Below are 18,103 nucleotides of genomic sequence, written 5' to 3'. Positions count from 1 at the left end.
CTCGAACTGGAGGCTTTAACCGTGTTCAGCGCCATTGCGCGGATTTTCAAGACCCGCGACCTTCGACGTAAAATTCTTTTCACTCTTGCGATCGTCGCGATCTTCCGTCTTGGATCCTTCATTCCTGCTCCATTCGTGGACTACGGCAACGTACAACTCTGTATTGCCAACAACGCCGGCGCGACCGGTCTGTACCAGCTCGTCAACCTGTTCTCCGGTGGCGCGCTCCTGCAGCTGAGTATTTTCGCGCTCGGAATCATGCCGTACATCACGGCCTCGATCATCACGCAGCTTCTGCGCGTGGTCATCCCACACTTTGAAGCCCTTCACAAAGAAGGCCAGACTGGCCAGGCGAAGCTGACGCAGTACACGCGTTACCTCACCATCGCACTCGCAGTGTTGCAGTCGACCACTCTGATCACCGTTGCTCGTTCGGGCGCACTGTTCGCAGGAAACGGCGGCGCTGTCAGCCCCGAATGCCAGCAGCTCCTCACCAACGACAACTGGTACGCAATCGTCCTGATGATCCTCACGATGACCGCCGGTACCGGTCTCATCATGTGGATGGGCGAATTGATCACCGAGCGCGGTGTCGGCAACGGCATGTCGCTCCTCATCTTCACCTCCATCGCAGCGACGTTCCCGTCCGCACTCCTCGCGATCGAGCAGACCAACGGCATCCAGACGCTGATCATGGTGCTCGCAGTCGGTGTCATCATCATGGGACTCGTCGTCTTCGTCGAGCAGTCGCAGCGCCGCATTCCGGTGCAGTACGCGAAGCGGATGGTCGGTCGACGCATGTACGGCGGTCAGTCGACGTACATTCCGATCAAGGTCAACATGGCCGGTGTTGTGCCCGTCATCTTCGCCTCCTCGTTGCTGTACCTGCCCGCGCTCATCGCGCAGTTCAACCAGCCGGCCGTTGCCGGTGAAGAACCCGCGCCATGGGTCACCTGGATTCAGAACAACCTCACGACGGGTGACCACCCGCTGTACATGGTCGTCTACTTCCTCCTGATCGTCGGCTTCACCTACTTCTACGTCGCCATCACGTTCAACCCTGTTGACGTTGCAGACAACATGAAGAAGTACGGCGGATTCATTCCTGGAATTCGTGCCGGCCGTCCGACCGCCGAGTACCTCGACTATGTCTTGACTCGCGTCACCCTGCCGGGCTCGCTCTACCTGGGTCTGCTCGCACTGATTCCGCTGATTGCACTCGCAACGGTCGGCGCAAACCAGAACTTCCCGTTCGGTGGCGCGTCGATCCTCATCATCGTCGGTGTTGGTCTTGAGACCGTCCGCCAGATCGATGCCCAGTTGCAGCAGCGCCACTACGAGGGACTCATCAAGTGACAAAGACCCATCTTCTGATCCTCGGTTCACCAGGAGCGGGGAAGGGCACGCAGGCTGCTGAGCTCGCGGAGCGCTACGGCGTTCCCGCGATCTCGACCGGTGACATCTTCCGTGCGAACATCCGCAACAACACCGAGCTCGGTCAGCAGGTCAAAGCGATCATCGACGCCGGTGACTACGTCACCGACGACCTCACGAACGAGATCGTTCGCTCGCGATTGAGCGAAGCTGACGCGCAGGCTGGCTTCGTCCTCGATGGTTACCCGCGGACCAAGGAGCAGGTGCAGTACCTCGACGAGCTGCTCGCGGCAAACGGCGAGGCACTCGACGCAGTGGTCCGTCTGGTCGCCGACGCCGATGAGGTCGTTCGCCGCTTGCTCGCCCGCTCGAAGACCGAAGGTCGCAGCGACGACACCGAGGCCTCGATCAAGCACCGTCTCGAAGTCTACGAACGCGAAACTGCTCCGTTGGTCGAGCTCTACGCAGACCGCGACCTGATCGTCGAGGTCGATGGCCTCGGTGAGATCAGCGAAGTCTCTCGGCGTATCGACGCGGGACTCGCGGCCTACGGAGTGCACGCGTCCCGCTGATCACACGATCACACCGCGTCATCCGTGAGCGGATCCCCGCACTCGTTCCCTCTTCTCTAGCCCATCGCTGCATCATCGTCTTGAGGCTCGTCAGTTCATGAAGTTCTCCCGCAAGATCTACAAGTCGCCGGCACAGCTGGCGGCAATGGTGGAGCCCGGCCGTGTGACCGCGATCGGCCTGGAAGCGGCGGTCGCTGCGGTTCGGCCAGGCGCGACGACGCTCGACATCGACACTGCCGCCTCGGATGCGATCATCGCTGCGGGCGGGCAGAGCAACTTCAAACTCGTTCCCGGATACCGGCACACGATCTGCGCCTCGGTCAACGACGAGCTCGTGCACGGGATCCCAGGAGGACGAGTGCTCGAACCGGGCGACCTCCTGAAAATTGATTGCGGTGCAATCGTCGACGGCTGGAACGGCGACTCCGCAGTGAGCGTGATCGTTCCCGGCGGCTCCGGCGACGTTGTTGAGATTCGCGAGGAACTCAGTCGCGTGACGCGCGAATCGCTGTGGCACGGGATCGCGGCCCTTGCGAGCGCGAAGTATCTCGGTGAGGTCGGCGCTGCAATCGAGGAGTACGTGACCTCGCAGGGCGAGTACGGAATCATCGAAGACTTCGTGGGACACGGCATCGGTCAGAACATGCACGAGGATCCGCCGGTCTTCAACTACCGGACGAGCACGAAGGGCCCAGCTGTGAAACCGGGTCTTTGCATCGCGATCGAGCCGATGCTCGTCACCGGTGCGATCGACACCCACACCCTTGCCGACGAATGGACCATTGTCACGAACGATGGCGGTCAGGCGTGCCAGTGGGAACACTCCGTCGCGGTGCACTCACGAGGGATCTGGGTGCTCACCGCTTTCGACGGCGGCGCAAGTGAGCTTGCGCGTTTCGGAATCACGCCTGTACCGATTCCACCGAAATAGCCCGGTTTCAAAGGTAATCCTCTAAAGCGAACTCCTGCGCTTTGTGGGAATCATCAGGATTCTCCCCGGCGCCGCATTCATTTCGAATTCCGAAGATATTCTGCGATGCAGTCGTTGTAGAAACGGTAGCCATGTGCCCGCGAAGAACTCGCACCGTTCAGTAGCATGACTCGTACGTTGCACACAGATTGACTCAAGGGGACACCATGGCAGAACGCACCGTAACCGTCGCATCCGCTCAGGGCTTGCACGCACGCCCGGCTTCACTGTTCACACAGGCAGCAGCAAAGGTCGGAGTGCCGGTCACAATCACCAAGGGCGAGAAGACCGTGAATGCTGCCAGCATTCTCTCCGTCATCTCACTCGGTGTCGCGCAGGGTGACGAAGTCACGATTGCAGCCGACGGCGAAGACAGCGTGCTCGACGAGCTGGTTCAGCTCATCGAAACCGATCACGACGCCTAACGATTGACCCCCCCACGCGCCGAGGCGTGGGGGTACGGCCCACCTCAAGGAAAGACGAATGACTTCCACGGAAACATCGCAGACTTCGAAGGGCAACGCTCGCGTCGCCGTTCAGAAGTTCGGCACATTCCTCTCGGGAATGATCATGCCCAATATCCCCGCATTTGTTGCGTGGGGGTTCATCACCGCACTCTTTATTGACGTTGGCTGGTTGCCAAACGCAGACCTGGCCACGCTCGTTGGCCCGATGATCCACTACCTCCTCCCGATCTTGATCGCGTACACCGGTGGCCGCATGGTTCACGATGTCCGCGGTGGAGTCGTTGGTGCGATCGCGACCCTCGGTGCCATTGCCGGTGCCGACCTCATCACCGCAGGGATCAACGCTGAAATCCTCGCGGCCAACCCGGACGCTGACGAACAGGGCCAGACCCACATGTTCATCGGCGCAATGATTCTCGGTCCGTTGACCGCTTGGATCATGAAGAAGCTCGACGCGCTTTGGGCGGGCAAGGTCCGCTCGGGCTTCGAAATGCTCGTCGACATGTTCTCCGCCGGAATCCTCGGATTCTTCATGGCGCTGTTCGGCTTCTACGTCGTCGCGCAGCTCGTCATGATCATCACGGATGCAATCGGTACGGCCGTCGAATGGCTGATCGAGACCAGCCTGTTGCCGCTCGTGAGCATCGTGATCGAACCGGCCAAGGTGTTCTTCCTCAACAACGCCATCAACCACGGCGTGCTCACGCCGATCGGAACCCAGCAGGCGGCAGTTGACGGCAAGTCGATCCTGTTCATCCTCGAGTCGAACCCCGGCCCCGGCCTTGGAATCCTCCTCGCCTTCTCGATCTTCGGAATCGGTATGGCTCGCGCGAGTGCTCCTGGTGCTGCCCTGATCCACTTCTTCGGTGGAATCCACGAGATCTACTTCCCCTACGTGCTCATGAAGCCGACCCTGCTGATTGCAGTGATCCTCGGTGGCATGACGGGTGTCACGACGAACCTGCTGCTCGGTGGAGGCCTCATCGCTCCGGCGGCTCCGGGAAGCATCATCGCTGTCATCCTGCAGACCGCTCGCGACAGCTACTTCTCGATCATCCTTTCCGTGATCCTTGCCGCTGCAGTGACCTTCGTGGTCGCGGCGATCATTCTGCGCGCTAGCCGCAAGCGCGACCTCGAGCGTGAAGACGCTGGAGATCTCTCTGCTGCAATCGCCCAGACCGAAGCGAACAAGGGCAAGAAGTCGGAGCACCTCTCGGGTCTCGCAGGCGCAGGCTCGGCAACGAGCACCAAGACGATCCAGTCGATCGTGTTCGCCTGCGACGCCGGAATGGGCTCGAGCGCAATGGGCGCGAGCGTGCTGCGAAACAAGTTCAAGAAGGCAGGCGTCGAGAACATCACGGTCGTCAACAAGGCGATCGCCAACCTCGATGACACGCCTGACCTGATCATCACGCACAAGGACCTCACGGATCGCGCGAAGCAGAAGTCGCCGAGCGCAATCCACGTGTCGGTCGACAACTTCATGAACTCGCCGAAGTATGACGAGGTCGTGGAGACTGTGCAGAATTCACAAGGAGAATCCAAGTGAGCAACGTTCTGAATCCAGAGCAGGTCGTTCTTTCGGGAACGGCGACCACCAAAGAAGCAGCGATCTCTGAGGCTGCGGCGATTCTCGTCGCAGCCGGAGCGGTCACCGGCGAGTACGAGGCCGCGATGATCGAGCGAGAGCAGAGCGTCTCGACCTACATGGGCAACCTGTTGGCGATTCCGCACGGCACGAACGAGGCGAAGGATTCCGTGCTCGAAAGCGCGCTCTCCTTCGTTCGTTACGACGCTCCCATCGATTGGGACGGCAACGAGGTCCGCTTCGTTGTCGGCATTGCCGGCAAGGAGAACGGTCACCTCGAGATCCTGTCGAAAGTTGCGATCGTCTTCAGTGATGAAGACGAAGTGCAGAAGCTGCTCGACGCATCGACGACCGAAGAACTCATGGCAGTTCTTGCAGAGGTGAATGAATAAATGAAGGCTGTCCACTTCGGTGCCGGAAACATCGGCCGCGGCTTTGTTGCGTTGATCCTGCATCGCGCAGGATATGAGGTGGTGTTCGCAGATGTGAACGCCGACCTGATCTCGCAATTGCAGGCCGCGGATTCGTACACCGTCACCGAAGTGGGGCAGCAGCCGGCGACTCACGTCGTCGACAACTACCGCGCGATCAACAGCGCGGAGGATCCAGACGCAGTTGCTGCGGAAATCGCGACCGCCGACATCGTGACGTGCGCGGTCGGCCCGAACGTGCTGAAGTTCTTGGCCCCGCTCATCCGTCAGGGCATTGCGCAGCGGGAGGCTTCGCTCGGCCCGGTGGCAGTGATGGCGTGTGAGAACGCGATCAATGCGACTGACACGCTCCGTGATCTCGTCCTCGAGGGCAATGCAAACCTCGCGGAACATGCCGTCTTCGCGAATACGGCTGTCGACCGCATCATTCCAGCGCAAGATGCAGCCGGGATCGATGTCACCGTCGAAGACTTTTTCGAGTGGACGATCGACCGCACGCCGTTCCACGGCGCTGAGCCGACGATCGCAGACGTGCACTTCGTTGACGATCTCACTCCCTATATCGAGCGGAAGCTCTTCACCGTCAACACCGGTCACGCAACGATCGCGTACCACGGCTTCGTTGCCGGCGAGACCTCACTCGCAGCCGCGCTCGAGAACCCTTCCGTGCACGCTGAAGTCGATGCGGTGTTGTCAGAGACGAGCGCGGTGCTGATCCACAAGTTCGGGTTCGACGCCGAGGAGCACGCCGCGTACGTCGCGACCGCACTCCAGCGAGTGCTGAACCCGGCTCTGCCGGACACTCCGGTTCGGGTCGGGCGACAGCCGCTTCGCAAGATCTCACGTCATGAGCGGTTCATCGAGCCTGCGATGCAGGCGGAGGCCGCGGGTCTCAAATATGAGGCGCTTGTTCGCGCCTACGGTGCAGCGTTGCACTTCGATGTCGCCGACGATGAGCAGAGCGTCGAGCTGCGCTCGAAGCTTGCCGAGCTCTCGCCGCAGGATTTTGTGACCGAGTACACGGGCATTCCTGCCGGATCGACGCTCTACAACGCGCTCGTGCTCGAGACCGCCGACGCAAAGCGCTCGCTCTAGTCACACGTTCTCCGGGCCGCAGGGTGCACGACTGCCCTGTTCGCGTGCCCGTCTCACGCTGCGTGCACGCTCGCGTGCTGGCGTTCAGCCTCCTCGCGTAGGCTTGGGGCAAAGGCGCGAGAGGAGCGACACCCATGATGGCTCAGAGCTCCGGCGCGAAAGGCCGCGCCTCCAGTCAGCCACGTCAGAAGTTGCTCCACGGCTGGGGTTGGGAAGACGCAAGCCTCGAGATCGCAGAGTTTCCCGCCAGAGGTCGCGTCCTGGCAGCCGCCGGGAGCGGTGAGGTCGCGGCCCTCCTCGCTTCGGCCGGCCTCGATGTCGACATCGTCGACGCAAACGCTTCGCAACTCGAGTACGCGATGGAGCACATCAAGACCGGCGAGTACGAGCCGGGAACGGTCGAACGGCTCATCGATGTTGCCCGAGCGCTCGTCCGTGCAAGCGTTCCGGGCTGGTCTCGGAAGAAGCTCCGCGCCTTTCTCGCCGATCGCTCCGCGGATCGTCGCCGGACATACTGGGAACGGCACCTCGATACGCGCGTCTTTCGCAGCGTCCTCACCGCCACTCTGGGGCCCGCCAGTGCGTTGAGCGCAGCGCTGCAACGTGACTTCTCGCGACCGATCCCGCCTCATTTTGCGGCGGTCCTTCGCGCGCGCGTCGCTCAGGCTGTACCGCGCCACGAGCTCCACAACAACCGCTTTGCGCATCGGCTCTTCCTCGGCGAGGATCACCCCGACTGGCGGCTGCCGAGCGGCGTGGCTGATCGCATCACCCCGATACAGCAGGATGCGCTCAGCTACCTGCAGGCTCAGCCGGATGAGCAGTACGACGGCATCTCGCTCTCGAACTTGGCTGACGGCGCGAGCGCTGAATTCCGAGAGTCGCTGTTGCGCGAGTCGATGCGCGTGCTGCGGCCAGGCTGCGCTGTCATTCTGCGGAGTTTCTCGGAAGCGGCCACGCCAGATGCTTCCCGACGAGCCGCGGCTGAATCGTCAATGCTCTGGGGGAGTGTCACCGTGCTTCGAGCCACTGGTGGTTCGCCGAACTCTGCGGATCGCCCGACCAGGAGCGCTTCGGACTCCGAGTAAAGTGCAGCGCGGCTGATCCCTCGGCGCGAGCCGTGCCGCTCCGATCCCGCGACACGCCCGGCTTGCATCGCTCCGCGAATCCGGGATACAGTAGTGCGTTGGTGTCATCGACGTGTTTGCGCGCGCCGTGTCACTCGCAAGACCAATCACCCAACTTACAAAGCATTGACGAGGCTATGGCCAAAAAAGACGGCGTCATCGAAATCGAAGGCTCGGTTGTCGAAGCACTTCCGAACGCGATGTTCCGAGTTGAACTGAGCAATGGGCACGTTGTGCTCGCTCACATCTCGGGCAAAATGCGTCAGAACTACATTCGCATCCTCCCTGAGGACCGCGTAATCGTGGAACTGAGCCCGTACGACCTGACCCGCGGTCGCATCGTTTACCGCTACAAGTAAGCAGGGGACTGGGCAAGGAACGGCCCACTTTCGGGCACGAGGCCAGCGAGAAAGCTAGGAACAATGAAGGTCAACCCAAGCGTCAAGAAGATCTGTGACAAGTGCAAGGTTATTCGCCGGCACGGTCGCGTCATGGTCATCTGCGAAAACCCCCGCCACAAGCAGCGCCAGGGCTAATTCAGGCCCAGCCTGAACCTGGTGCGTCAGTCGTTTCGACTGCCTGCACCGCGGAAGCAAGAATCGGAGCCACTTCGGTGGGTCCACGCAATTCAATACAGAACAGCAATCCCAAGATCCCGTTTCACGGGGGACACCTTCGGTTGGAGGCCGAGGCACCGGGGCTGCTCCACACCTCCACTCACATACAGGAGAAGCCACCATGGCACGTCTTGCAGGTGTCGACATCCCACGCGAAAAGCGCGTAGAGATCGCACTGACATACATCTACGGAGTAGGCCGCACTCGCGCCCTCCAGACCCTCGAAGCAACCGGTATTGACCGCAACGTTCGCGTCAAGGACCTCACCGACGAGCAGCTCGTCTCGCTTCGTGACCACATCGAAGAGGCATTCAAGGTTGAGGGTGACCTCCGCCGTGAGGTTGCTGCTGACATCCGCCGCAAGGTCGAAATCGGCTCCTACGAAGGTATCCGCCACCGCCGCGGCCTGCCTGTCCGTGGGCAGCGCACCAAGACCAATGCTCGCACCCGCAAGGGACCGAAGCGCACTGTCGCCGGTAAGAAGAAGGCCGGCCGCTAAGGCCTGAAGGAGTCAGAATAATGGCAGCACCGAAGTCGGCCGTTCGTAAGCCGCGTCGCAAAGACAAGAAGAACATCGCAGTTGGACAGGCTCACATCAAGAGCACGTTCAACAACACGATCGTTTCCATCACCGACACCACTGGCGCCGTAATCAGCCAGGCAACCTCCGGAACCGTTGGGTTCAAGGGGTCGCGCAAGTCAACTCCGTACGCCGCTCAGATGGCTGCAGAGTCTGCAGCCCGCCAGGCGCAGGACCACGGCATGAAGAAGGTTGATGTGTTCGTAAAGGGCGCCGGATCAGGTCGCGAGACCGCGATCCGTTCGCTCCAGGCAACTGGCCTCGAGATTGGCGCGATTCACGACGTCACCCCGCAGGCTCACAACGGCGTTCGCCCGCCGAAGCCGCGCCGGAACTAATTCACTTCAACCGTGGGGGCATGCGCCCCCACGGTTCCTCACCGCATCCAGCATGCGAGTCATATAGCGGACTCGCCGCCGAAAGGAACTGCAACTGTGCTGATCGCCCAGCGCCCAACCCTCACCGAGGAAAACCTCTCCGATACCCGTTCGCGCTTTCGTATTGAGCCGCTCGAACCAGGCTTCGGGTACACCCTCGGAAACTCCCTCCGTCGTACGCTTCTCTCGTCAATTCCTGGCGCTGCCGTCACCGGCATCCGTCTCGAAAACGTGCTCCACGAGTTCTCCACGATCTCTGGCGTAAAAGAAGACGTCACCGAAATCATCCTGAACGTCAAGCAGCTCGTTGTTTCGAGCGAGCACGACGAGCCGATCATCGCTTACCTGCGCAAGCAGGGTGCTGGCGTTGTGACGGCTGCAGACATCACGGCACCGGCCGGTGTGGAAATCCACAACCCCGAGCTCGTGATCGCAACCCTGAACGACAAGGCAAAGTTCCAGCTCGAACTCACGATCGAACGCGGTCGCGGCTACGTCTCGGCGCAGCAGAACCGCATCGAATTCGCTGAGGCGGGCTCGATCCCGGTCGACTCGATCTACTCCCCAGTTCTGAAGGTCACGTACCGCGTCGAGGCAACTCGTGCCGGTGAGCGTACCGACTTCGACAGCCTCGTTGTCGACGTCGAGACGAAGCCTTCGATCAGCCCGCGCGACGCGATCGCTTCGGCTGGTAAGACTCTGGTTGAGCTCTTCGGTCTGACCCGCGAGCTGAACACCGCTGCAGAAGGCATCGAGATCGGCCCAGCGCCGGTTGACGCTGTTCTCTCCAGCGAGATGTCGATGCCGATCGAGGACCTCGAGCTCTCGGTCCGTTCATACAACTGCCTCAAGCGCGAGGGCATCAACACGGTGAGCGAGCTCGTTGCGTTGAGCGAAACGCAACTCATGAACATTCGCAACTTTGGCCAGAAGTCGGTCGATGAAGTACGCGACAAGCTCACCGAAATGGGTCTGAGCCTCAAGGACGCAGTCCCGGGCTTCGATGGAGCGCACTTCTACAGCGGTTACGACGACGAGGAAGCCCTCTAAGGGCCTCTCCTCACACAGAAGGAAACGAACACAATGCCTAAGCCCACGAAGGGTGCCCGCCTCGGAGGCGGACCCGCTCACGAGCGCCTGCTGCTTGCAAACCTTGCAAAGTCGCTCATCATCCACAAGAGCATCAAGACGACCGAGACCAAGGCAAAGCGCCTTCGTCCGATCGTTGAGCGACTCGTCACGTTCGCGAAGCGCGGTGACCTGCACGCACGTCGCCGTGTGATCTCGATCATCGGCAAGACGAAGATGCCAGACAACGAATGGCACGACGTCGTTGGTGAACTCTTTGAGGTCATCGCGCCACAGGTTGCAGAGCGTGAAGGCGGCTACACACGCATCACGAAGCTCGGCTTCCGTAAGGGCGACAACGCTTCGATGGTCCAGATCGAGTTCGTACTCGAGCCTGTTGTCAAGAAAGCGAAGAAGTCGAAGGCTGACGCAGCACCTGTTGCTGACGAAGCTCCAGAGGCTGAGGTTGTCGCAGACGACGCTGAGGCAACTGAGTCCGACGCGACTGAGACTGAAGCAACAGAAGCCGCCGCAGACGAGTCAAACTCGAGCGACGCAGCTGCTGAAGAAGAAGTGAAGGAAGACTCGAAGTAGTCATCCGCACATCGAAACGGGGAGGAACCTTTTGGTTCCTCCCCGTTTTGCGTATCCGATCAATGTGACAACGGCGGCGTTCGTCCTGGCTCGGACAGAACGCGCTATTGCGGATCGCCGAGTCCGGCTTTCGGAATCGGCGTGAGCGCGAGCAGCGCGACCCTCACGGCCTCGCTATAGAGGAACGAGCCTTCTGTTCGCGGGTGGATCTGGTCGCCGGCGAGCAGGTCGAGGCGGCCGGAGATCGCGCCGGTCCAGTCCGCGAGTGCAATGTTGCGGTAGGTGCTTGCGAACCGGGTCAGTGTTTCGTTGACTCCTGGAATCCACGGTCGATTCGCGAAGGCGTCGACGAGCACGAGCTTTCGCTGCTCGCCGACGATCTGACGCAGTCGCTCGACGTCTTCGGCGTCGACTGGGCCGTTCGTGCCGAGACCGACCACGACGAACTCGCGCAGCTGACCGGAGTCGGCAAGCGACTGCACGATGTCGACACCGGCGCTGAACTGTCTGGAGACTGCGGCATCGACTTGAATGCCCGGGAAATCGATGCTGAGTTCTTCGATGCTCGCCAGCATCACCGAATCGCCCACTGCGGTGATTTCAGCACCGGTGGGTGGCACGATCTCGCCGGAGGGCGGTGCGTTGACGTCGGCAGGTTCAGGGGAGGGCTGTGCGGTCGCGAGTGTCGCCGGCTGCGGTGTTGTGGCCGCGCCCTCCTCAATCACCGAGGCGGCGGTGCTGATGCCCGGGTCAACGGTGATGGCTGCGAGGCCGAGGCCCCCGGAAGCGACCGCGACTGAGGCGGTCGCGACGAACGCGATCCGTGACTTCCCGCCGCGGGTGAAGGCGGCTCCCAAGCGGCGGACGAATGCACGGTAGCCATTCACGCGAATCGGGGTCTCGACGAATCGATGCGACAGGGTGGCGGCGGCGATCGTCAGGACGAGGCAGGCCGCGCCCAGAAGCATCGCGGGCGCACCTTCTCGGGGCACGAGCGGGAAGGCTGTGATTGCGAGCACGAAGAGCGGCCAATGCCAGAGATAGATGCCGTAGCTGCGATCACCGATCCAGCGCATCGGTGCAATGTCGAGCAGACGCGCCAGCCAGGAACCCGGGATCGCCGAGCCGAGGATCGCGAAGACGGTCGCCACACTCGCCAGCAGCAGCCAGCCCGGGTACATCGCAGGGTCGAACTCTGAAGCCTTGATCGCCGCGACCACGATGCCGGCGACGCCGAGGACCCCAATGAGTGGGCCGACGGTGCGGGCGGCGAGGGAGTGCGCTGCGGGCTCCGGTGGCCAACGTTGCAGCAGGAGGGCGAGCATGACGCCGAGCATGAGCCCGAAGGAGTGGGTGTCCGTACCGAAGTAGACGCGCGTCTGGTCGCCCTCGGGTGAGGCGAGTGCAGCCATGAGCGATGCGGAAAGGATCGCGAGTGCGAGCGTCAATGCCACCATGCGCGGCTTCCGGTGGATCCAAGGAAGGCACAGCAGCAGCACGATCGGCCACACGATGTAGAACTGTTCCTCGACGGCGAGCGACCACAGGTTCCTGAACAGTTGTGGTGTGGTCGCATCGAAGTAGCTGTCGCCCGCGATGACCGCGATCCAGTTACTCGAGAAGGTCACGGCTCCGAGGGTCTGTCGGCCGAGCCCGACGAGTGCATCACCACCGACGAAATAGGCGAGCGCGGTGCACACGAGCATGAGCAACCCGAGTGCCGGGAGGAGCCGTCGTGATCGGCGCAGCCAGAACCGCGGCAGAGAGATGGTGCCTCGGAGCGCGATCTCGCGCAGCAGCAGCATTGTGATGAGGTAGCCGGAAACCACGAAGAACACGTCGACGCCGATGAGCCCACCGGGCAGTATGCCGGGGAAGAGGTGATAGATCACGACGAGCGTCACCGCAATCGCGCGGAGGCCATCGAGTCCACCAAGTCTCCGAGCAGCGAGTTGCTGTCGGACCGTGTGCGCTCCAGTGGAGCGGGCGCTCAGGACTTGGTTCACTGCTCTCGGGTTTCGGATCGTGAGGAACACCGGCATACAATCGACGAATGTCTCGCGCCGTACATCGTGTCCGCCTCGATATTGCGTATGACGGCACTGATTTTAGCGGTTGGGCGAAGCAGCCTCGTCGACGAACCGTCGAAGGTGAGCTCGAGCGGGCGCTCTCCACGATCGCGCAGACGCCGGTACGAACGGTCGTCGCCGGAAGGACCGATGCGGGGGTGCACGCGTCCGGTCAGGTCGCGCACGTCGACCTTCCCGTGGACATCCCAGTGAACGAGCGGCTCGCACGTCGGATCTCCACGCTCACCGCACCCGATGGCGACTGCGTGGTCACCGCAGCGACGGTCGCACCGGAGGGATTCGATGCGAGGTTCAGCGCGCTCTTTCGTCGGTACGAATACAGGATCGTCAATGAGGTGATTGATCCGCTGACGAGAAGGATCGCAACGTATGTGCCGCGGCGGATCGAATTGCAGCACCTGCAAGCCGCAGCGTCGCTGTTTGTCGGACTCCACGATTTCGCTGCGTTCTGCAAACCTCGCGTGCGTGCAACGACGATTCGCTCGCTCCAGGACTTCACCTGGTCGCAAACCGGGCATCTCTTCACCGCGAGGCTGCAGGCTGATGCCTTCTGTCATTCGATGGTGCGCTCTCTCGTTGGCGCGAGCCTCGCGGTCGCCGAGGGCAAGATCAATCTCGCGCAAGCGGAAGCTTTGCTGACGATGCCCGCTCGCTCGGGGCTGTTCCGCGCTTTGCCCGCGGTGGGGCTCACGCTCATGGAGGTCGGCTATCCCGAGGATGCACTGCTCGCCGAGCAGGCGCAGCTCACTCGTGCTCGCAGGGAGCTGCCCGGAGACGACGACCCAGCGGGGGAGTGACCCCGAGCGATGCCGCAGACGGACTGGTCAGCGGTCCCGCGGTCGGACTGGTGAGCGATGCTGCGGACGGCCTGGTGCTACTCCGCGGTGTCGAGCAGGAGGTTCCGAAGCGCGTCGACCGAGTCGACGATGTGGACGGCTCCGGCGTTGCGCAACTCTTCGACGTCGCCATAGCCGTAGGTGACGCCAATCGGGGTCAGGCCCAGCTCCAGCGCCGAACTCGCGTCGTGCTTCCGGTCGCCGACCATCGCGACGCGCTGACTCGGCTCGATACCGATCGATTCCATCGCCCGTGCGATCACGGGCGCTTTTGAGTGCCCCGCCTCATCGCCAAGCCTCCCGTGCACCCCCGCGAAGCGCTCCCGCATCGTGAAGTGATCGATGACCCGCTGCGCGTCGTCATCGATTTTGAAGGTCGCGACCGCGGAGGGAATGCCGGCCTCGGTCAGCGCGGAGAGCAGTTCGGGGACACCCTGGTACACCGAATTGTTCTGCAGCCCCTCTGCGTGGAGGTGGCGGCGGAAGATCGCAAGACCCTGCTCGATCGCCGACTGCTCGTAACCGAGCTCACCGAGCGTCGTCGAAACGGGAGGCCCGAGCCAGAACCGCAAATCGGATTCGGCGGGGGCTTCCCAGCCCATCTCGTCATGCATCACCCGGATACAGTCGTACAGGCCCGGCGCAGAGTCGGTGAGGGTTCCATCGAGGTCGAAAATCACGGCATCAAATCGCACCCCTCTATCCAATCGCATTTCGTCACGAAGAGTTCCGGCTCGAGGAGTAGAGATTCCGGGATTGACCCCGCCCTCCCTGATGAGTATACTTGCTCGTTGGTGCGTCACCGTGCAGTGATCACCCGAACTGAGCCCTCCACCGGATTGATTCTCGCCTTTGGCGACAATCACCTCGGAGCGGGATTCAAGACCATCTCAAATTCGACAAGTGAGGCACGACTATGACTCGCACCTATTCACCAAAGGCCGGTGACATCCAGCACGATTGGATCGTCATTGACGCCGAGGACGTTGTCCTCGGACGTCTGGCCAGCCACGCTGCAGCGCTCCTGCGCGGTAAGCACAAGGCAACCTTTGCCCAGCACCTCGACACCGGTGACTTCGTCATCATCATCAACGCAGACAAGGTCGCGTTGACTGGTCAGAAGGCAATCCAGAAGAAGGCATACCGCCACTCTGGGTACCCAGGCGGATTGACCGCAACGAGCTACATCGAGATGCTCGACCGCTTCCCGGTTCGGACCGTCGAAAAGGCGATCCGCGGAATGCTGCCGAAGAACTCGCTTGGTCGCGCACAGATCAAGAAGCTCAAGGTCTATGCAGGTGCTGCGCACCCGCACGCTGCACAGCAGCCCACTCCGTACACGTTCGACCAGGTCGCGCAGTAGCGCCGACGATCAAGGATTCCCACTATGGCGAAGATCGCAGATTCAATCGAGACCCCACAGTCGTTCTCGACCGAGACCCCAACCGCTGAGGCACCGAAGGCACCCCGTGTCGTCAACGTCGGCGGACAGGCCGTAGGCCGTCGCAAGCAGGCAATCGCCCGCGTGCGTCTGGTTCCAGGCACCGGCGAGTTCAAGGTGAACGGCCGTACCCTCGAGGACTACTTCCCGAACAAGCTGCACCAGCAGCTCATCAACGACCCGTTCACGCTGCTCGAGCTCAAGGGCTCGTACGACGTTGTTGCTCGCATCACCGGTGGTGGCCCTTCGGGTCAGGCCGGCGCACTGCGCCTCGGCATCTCCCGTGCGCTCAACGAGATCGACCTCGAGAACAACCGCCCGAGCTTGAAGAAGGCTGGCTTCCTCTCCCGTGACGCACGCGTCAAGGAGCGCAAGAAGGCTGGTCTCAAGAAGGCGCGTAAGGCACCTCAGTACTCGAAGCGCTAACCAACAGTGTCGCGGCTCTTCGGAACTGACGGAGTTCGCGGCCTCGCGGGGAGTGATATCACGGCAGAGTTCGCTCTGTCACTCGCACAGGGCGCTGCGATCGTGCTTGGCCGAGAGGCCAGGCGCGATTCGCGGCGCCCTGTTGCTGTCGTTGCCCGGGATCCGCGCATCTCTGGAGAATTCATTACTGCGGCCGTGGCCGCAGGGCTTGCATCAAGTGGTGTCGATGTGTTCGACGCCGGCGTGATCCCAACGCCTGCTGCTGCATTCTTGATCGCAGATCTCGGCGCCGACTTCGGCGTCATGATCTCCGCGAGCCACAATCCAGCCCCGGACAACGGCATCAAGTTTTTCGCGCGCGGCGGCAAGAAGCTCTCGGACAGCATCGAAGACGAGATCGAGCGCGCTGTCGCTGATCAGCCCCTTCGACCTGTCGCTGGCGACGTCGGACGAGTGCGTCGTTTCGCCGACGCCGAAGACCGGTACGTCGTCCACCTGCTCGGCACCCTTCGCTCTTCGCTGCAGGGCGTGCACGTCGTCATCGACTGTGCGAACGGAGCCTCGAGCGCAATCGCCCCAGACGTCTTCGCTGACGCCGGTGCAACGATCACCGTCATCGGCAATGAGCCGGACGGTCTCAACATCAACCGCGAAGTCGGTTCCACACATCTTGAAGGTCTCCAGAAGAAGGTCGTCGAACTCGGCGCCGATCTCGGTATCGCCAACGACGGTGACGCCGACCGCTGCCTCGCGGTCGACGGAGACGGCAATGTCGTCGACGGCGACCAGATCATGGCGATCCTCGCGCTGGCCGCGAAGCGTCGCGGTGAGCTGCGCGATGACACGCTCGTTGCCACGGTCATGAGCAATCTCGGCCTCAAAGTCGCGATGGACGAGAACGACATCCAGCTCGTGCAGACCAAGGTCGGCGACCGCTACGTGCTCGAAGCCCTCGGCGAATACAACCTCTCCCTCGGTGGGGAGCAGTCGGGCCACATCATCTTCAGCGACTACGCCACGACTGGCGACGGCGTGCTGACGGGGCTGCAACTCGCGGCCGAAGTCGTCGAACAGAAGAAGTCGCTGCGCGAGCTCGCCTCCGTCATGACCGTGTATCCGCAGATCATGATCAACGTCGCGGGGGTCGACCGACTCGGGCTTGGCGGTGACAGCGTGATCCACGCTGCCGTTGAAGCCGCAGAAGCGGAACTCGGCGACACCGGACGCGTCCTGCTTCGCCCCAGTGGCACCGAGAAGATCATTCGCGTCATGGTCGAGGCGAGCGAGTACAACGTCGCTGACCGTATCGCCCGCGACCTCGCTGCACTCGTGAAAGAGCGCCTGGGTACGAGCGCCACCGAATAATTCCGGCAAGCATCCGAGTCGTCGGAGAGACTTGCCTCACCCCCGTCTGACCCCTCGATTTCGAGACCCCTTGTGCTGTGAGAAAGGTGGCTGGATTGGCTCAGTCGCGCAGTTTTGGATCCGGGTACGCGCTTGCGAGCGCAGCCACCTTCGGGACTTCCGGTATTTTCGCCGCCTCGCTGATGGATTCCGGATGGAGTCCCGGTGCGACCACGACGCTGCGCGTGACCTTTGCCGCTCTCGTGCTCCTCATCCCGACGCTCATCGTCTTGCGAGGTCGGTTCTCGGTGCTCCGCTCTGCGAGCAGACACATCGTGCTCTATGGCGCGCTCGCGATCGCCGGAACGCAACTGTGCTTCTTCGCCGCGGTGCAGTACATGCAACCCTCGATCGCGCTCCTCATCGAGTTTCTGGGCCCGGTGCTGCTGGTCGGGTGGCACTGGGCGATCTCTCGCAAGCGGCCGCACACGCTCACGCTCATCGGGGCCGGTCTCGCGCTGCTCGGGCTCGCCTTCGTCTGCGGCATCATCGGTGAGCCCTTGCACCCGGTCGGGGTCATGTTCGGGCTCGCGGCCGCCGTGGGCGTCGCGTGCTATTTCGAGCTCTCGGCATCGGTGAAGCACGAGATTCCACCGCTCGCCCTCGCCGGCGGTGGGACGCTGGTGGCCGCAGTCATCCTTGGACTCGCGAGCGTGAGCGGCCTGTTGCCGTTCCACATCACGACAGAAACGACGACGCTCATCGGCACAGAAATCTCGGTGTGGCTCGTGCTGGCGCTCCTGGTGCTGATCGCGACGGTCGCCGCCTACACCCTCGGGATCGCGGGTGCCAGGCGTATCGGCTCGACGCTCGCGAGTTTTCTCGGTTACTCAGAGGTCGTGTTCGCGTTCATCTGGACGTGGCTGTTGCTCGGTCTGCTTCCCGGTCCGATGCAATGGATCGGAGGGGCGTGCATTCTGCTCGGTGTCGTCGTCGTGAAGCTCGGGCAGCTCCGCGCGGGCGAACCCGCCGCAGTGACGCAGCCGAATCCGCTCCTGGAGATGCCGGAGATGAAGAGCCCGTAGCGATGCGAATCGCTCGGGTTG

At 62.1% G+C, this 18,103-nt stretch carries 21 protein-coding genes; 19 read left to right on the top strand and 2 right to left on the bottom strand.

Annotated features, from left to right (window positions below):
- The first annotated feature begins 21 nt into the window (after positions 1-21).
- From secY to rplQ, 14 genes are all read left to right on the top strand, one after another.
- Complete coding sequence (secY, locus tag U2H20_RS07070; protein WP_430591591.1) at positions 22-1,356, top strand: preprotein translocase subunit SecY; 1,335 nt, start codon at positions 22-24, stop codon at positions 1,354-1,356.
- Complete coding sequence (locus U2H20_RS07065) at positions 1,353-1,946, top strand: adenylate kinase (protein ID WP_430591590.1); 594 nt, start codon at positions 1,353-1,355, stop codon at positions 1,944-1,946. The genes secY and U2H20_RS07065 overlap by 4 nt, the downstream gene beginning before the upstream one ends.
- A 97-nt stretch (positions 1,947-2,043) precedes the next feature.
- Positions 2,044-2,877, top strand: a complete 834-nt coding sequence (map, locus tag U2H20_RS07060; RefSeq protein ID WP_430591589.1) for a type I methionyl aminopeptidase — start codon at positions 2,044-2,046, stop codon at positions 2,875-2,877.
- Positions 2,878-3,083: 206 nt separating this feature from the next.
- Positions 3,084-3,341 carry an HPr family phosphocarrier protein gene (locus U2H20_RS07055; RefSeq protein WP_430591588.1) on the top strand — a complete coding sequence of 86 codons (258 nt, stop codon included), beginning with the start codon at positions 3,084-3,086 and terminating at the stop codon, positions 3,339-3,341.
- 58 nt (positions 3,342-3,399) lie between these two features.
- On the top strand, positions 3,400-4,932 hold the full coding sequence (locus U2H20_RS07050) for a PTS mannitol transporter subunit IICB (RefSeq protein ID WP_430591587.1): 1,533 nt from the start codon (positions 3,400-3,402) through the stop codon (positions 4,930-4,932).
- Positions 4,929-5,363: a PTS sugar transporter subunit IIA gene (locus tag U2H20_RS07045; RefSeq protein ID WP_430591586.1), complete on the top strand. Its 435-nt coding sequence runs from the start codon at positions 4,929-4,931 to the stop codon at positions 5,361-5,363. Before U2H20_RS07050 ends, U2H20_RS07045 begins: the two co-directional genes overlap by 4 nt.
- Entirely contained in the window at positions 5,364-6,497 is a 1,134-nt protein-coding gene (locus tag U2H20_RS07040) for a mannitol-1-phosphate 5-dehydrogenase (RefSeq protein ID WP_430591585.1), read from the top strand.
- A 134-nt stretch (positions 6,498-6,631) separates the two neighbouring features.
- Complete coding sequence (locus U2H20_RS07035) at positions 6,632-7,585, top strand: hypothetical protein (RefSeq protein ID WP_430591584.1); 954 nt, start codon at positions 6,632-6,634, stop codon at positions 7,583-7,585.
- Between the two features lie 176 nt (positions 7,586-7,761).
- Positions 7,762-7,983: a translation initiation factor IF-1 gene (infA, locus tag U2H20_RS07030; RefSeq protein WP_430591583.1), complete on the top strand. Its 222-nt coding sequence runs from the start codon at positions 7,762-7,764 to the stop codon at positions 7,981-7,983.
- A gap of 63 nt (positions 7,984-8,046) precedes the next feature.
- On the top strand, positions 8,047-8,160 hold the full coding sequence (gene rpmJ / locus U2H20_RS07025; protein WP_008361054.1) for a 50S ribosomal protein L36: 114 nt from the start codon (positions 8,047-8,049) through the stop codon (positions 8,158-8,160).
- A 202-nt stretch (positions 8,161-8,362) separates the two neighbouring features.
- On the top strand, positions 8,363-8,740 hold the full coding sequence (gene rpsM / locus U2H20_RS07020) for a 30S ribosomal protein S13 (RefSeq protein WP_430591582.1): 378 nt from the start codon (positions 8,363-8,365) through the stop codon (positions 8,738-8,740).
- Between the two features lie 20 nt (positions 8,741-8,760).
- Complete coding sequence (gene rpsK, locus U2H20_RS07015; RefSeq protein ID WP_430591581.1) at positions 8,761-9,159, top strand: 30S ribosomal protein S11; 399 nt, start codon at positions 8,761-8,763, stop codon at positions 9,157-9,159.
- Between the two features lie 96 nt (positions 9,160-9,255).
- A complete protein-coding gene (locus U2H20_RS07010; protein WP_430591580.1) occupies positions 9,256-10,248 on the top strand; it encodes a DNA-directed RNA polymerase subunit alpha in 993 nt (330 codons plus the stop codon).
- A 33-nt stretch (positions 10,249-10,281) separates the two neighbouring features.
- Positions 10,282-10,860 (top strand): 50S ribosomal protein L17, encoded by a 579-nt coding sequence (gene rplQ, locus U2H20_RS07005; RefSeq protein ID WP_430591579.1) that lies wholly within the window; start codon positions 10,282-10,284, stop codon positions 10,858-10,860.
- Positions 10,861-10,964: 104 nt separating this feature from the next.
- Here the strand turns inward: rplQ and U2H20_RS07000 are convergent, their stop codons facing one another.
- Complete coding sequence (locus U2H20_RS07000) at positions 10,965-12,866, bottom strand: acyltransferase family protein (protein WP_430591578.1); 1,902 nt, start codon at positions 12,864-12,866, stop codon at positions 10,965-10,967.
- Between the two features lie 47 nt (positions 12,867-12,913).
- Between U2H20_RS07000 and truA the strand changes: the two genes are divergently transcribed.
- On the top strand, positions 12,914-13,747 hold the full coding sequence (gene truA, locus U2H20_RS06995) for a tRNA pseudouridine(38-40) synthase TruA (RefSeq protein ID WP_430591577.1): 834 nt from the start codon (positions 12,914-12,916) through the stop codon (positions 13,745-13,747).
- 77 nt (positions 13,748-13,824) lie between these two features.
- Here the strand turns inward: truA and U2H20_RS06990 are convergent, their stop codons facing one another.
- Entirely contained in the window at positions 13,825-14,481 is a 657-nt protein-coding gene (locus U2H20_RS06990) for an HAD hydrolase-like protein (protein WP_430591576.1), read from the bottom strand.
- Positions 14,482-14,702: 221 nt separating this feature from the next.
- On the opposite strand from U2H20_RS06990, the gene rplM reads away from it, so the two are divergent.
- The 4 genes from rplM to U2H20_RS06970 all read left to right on the top strand — a co-directional run bounded on the left by rplM (position 14,703) and on the right by U2H20_RS06970 (position 18,082).
- A complete protein-coding gene (gene rplM, locus U2H20_RS06985; RefSeq protein ID WP_430591575.1) occupies positions 14,703-15,149 on the top strand; it encodes a 50S ribosomal protein L13 in 447 nt (148 codons plus the stop codon).
- Between the two features lie 24 nt (positions 15,150-15,173).
- Positions 15,174-15,653 (top strand): 30S ribosomal protein S9, encoded by a 480-nt coding sequence (gene rpsI, locus U2H20_RS06980; RefSeq protein WP_430591574.1) that lies wholly within the window; start codon positions 15,174-15,176, stop codon positions 15,651-15,653.
- 6 nt (positions 15,654-15,659) lie between these two features.
- A complete protein-coding gene (glmM, locus tag U2H20_RS06975; RefSeq protein ID WP_430591573.1) occupies positions 15,660-17,018 on the top strand; it encodes a phosphoglucosamine mutase in 1,359 nt (452 codons plus the stop codon).
- Between the two features lie 95 nt (positions 17,019-17,113).
- A complete protein-coding gene (locus U2H20_RS06970; RefSeq protein WP_430591572.1) occupies positions 17,114-18,082 on the top strand; it encodes an EamA family transporter in 969 nt (322 codons plus the stop codon).
- The last annotated feature ends 21 nt before the right edge of the window (positions 18,083-18,103 follow it).

The organism is Humidisolicoccus flavus, from assembly GCF_045689595.1.
Taxonomy (GTDB): domain Bacteria; phylum Actinomycetota; class Actinomycetes; order Actinomycetales; family Microbacteriaceae; genus Humidisolicoccus; species Humidisolicoccus flavus.
The sequence above is the reverse complement of the archived record's forward strand: the minus strand, read 5'-3'. Positions and strand labels throughout refer to the sequence as shown.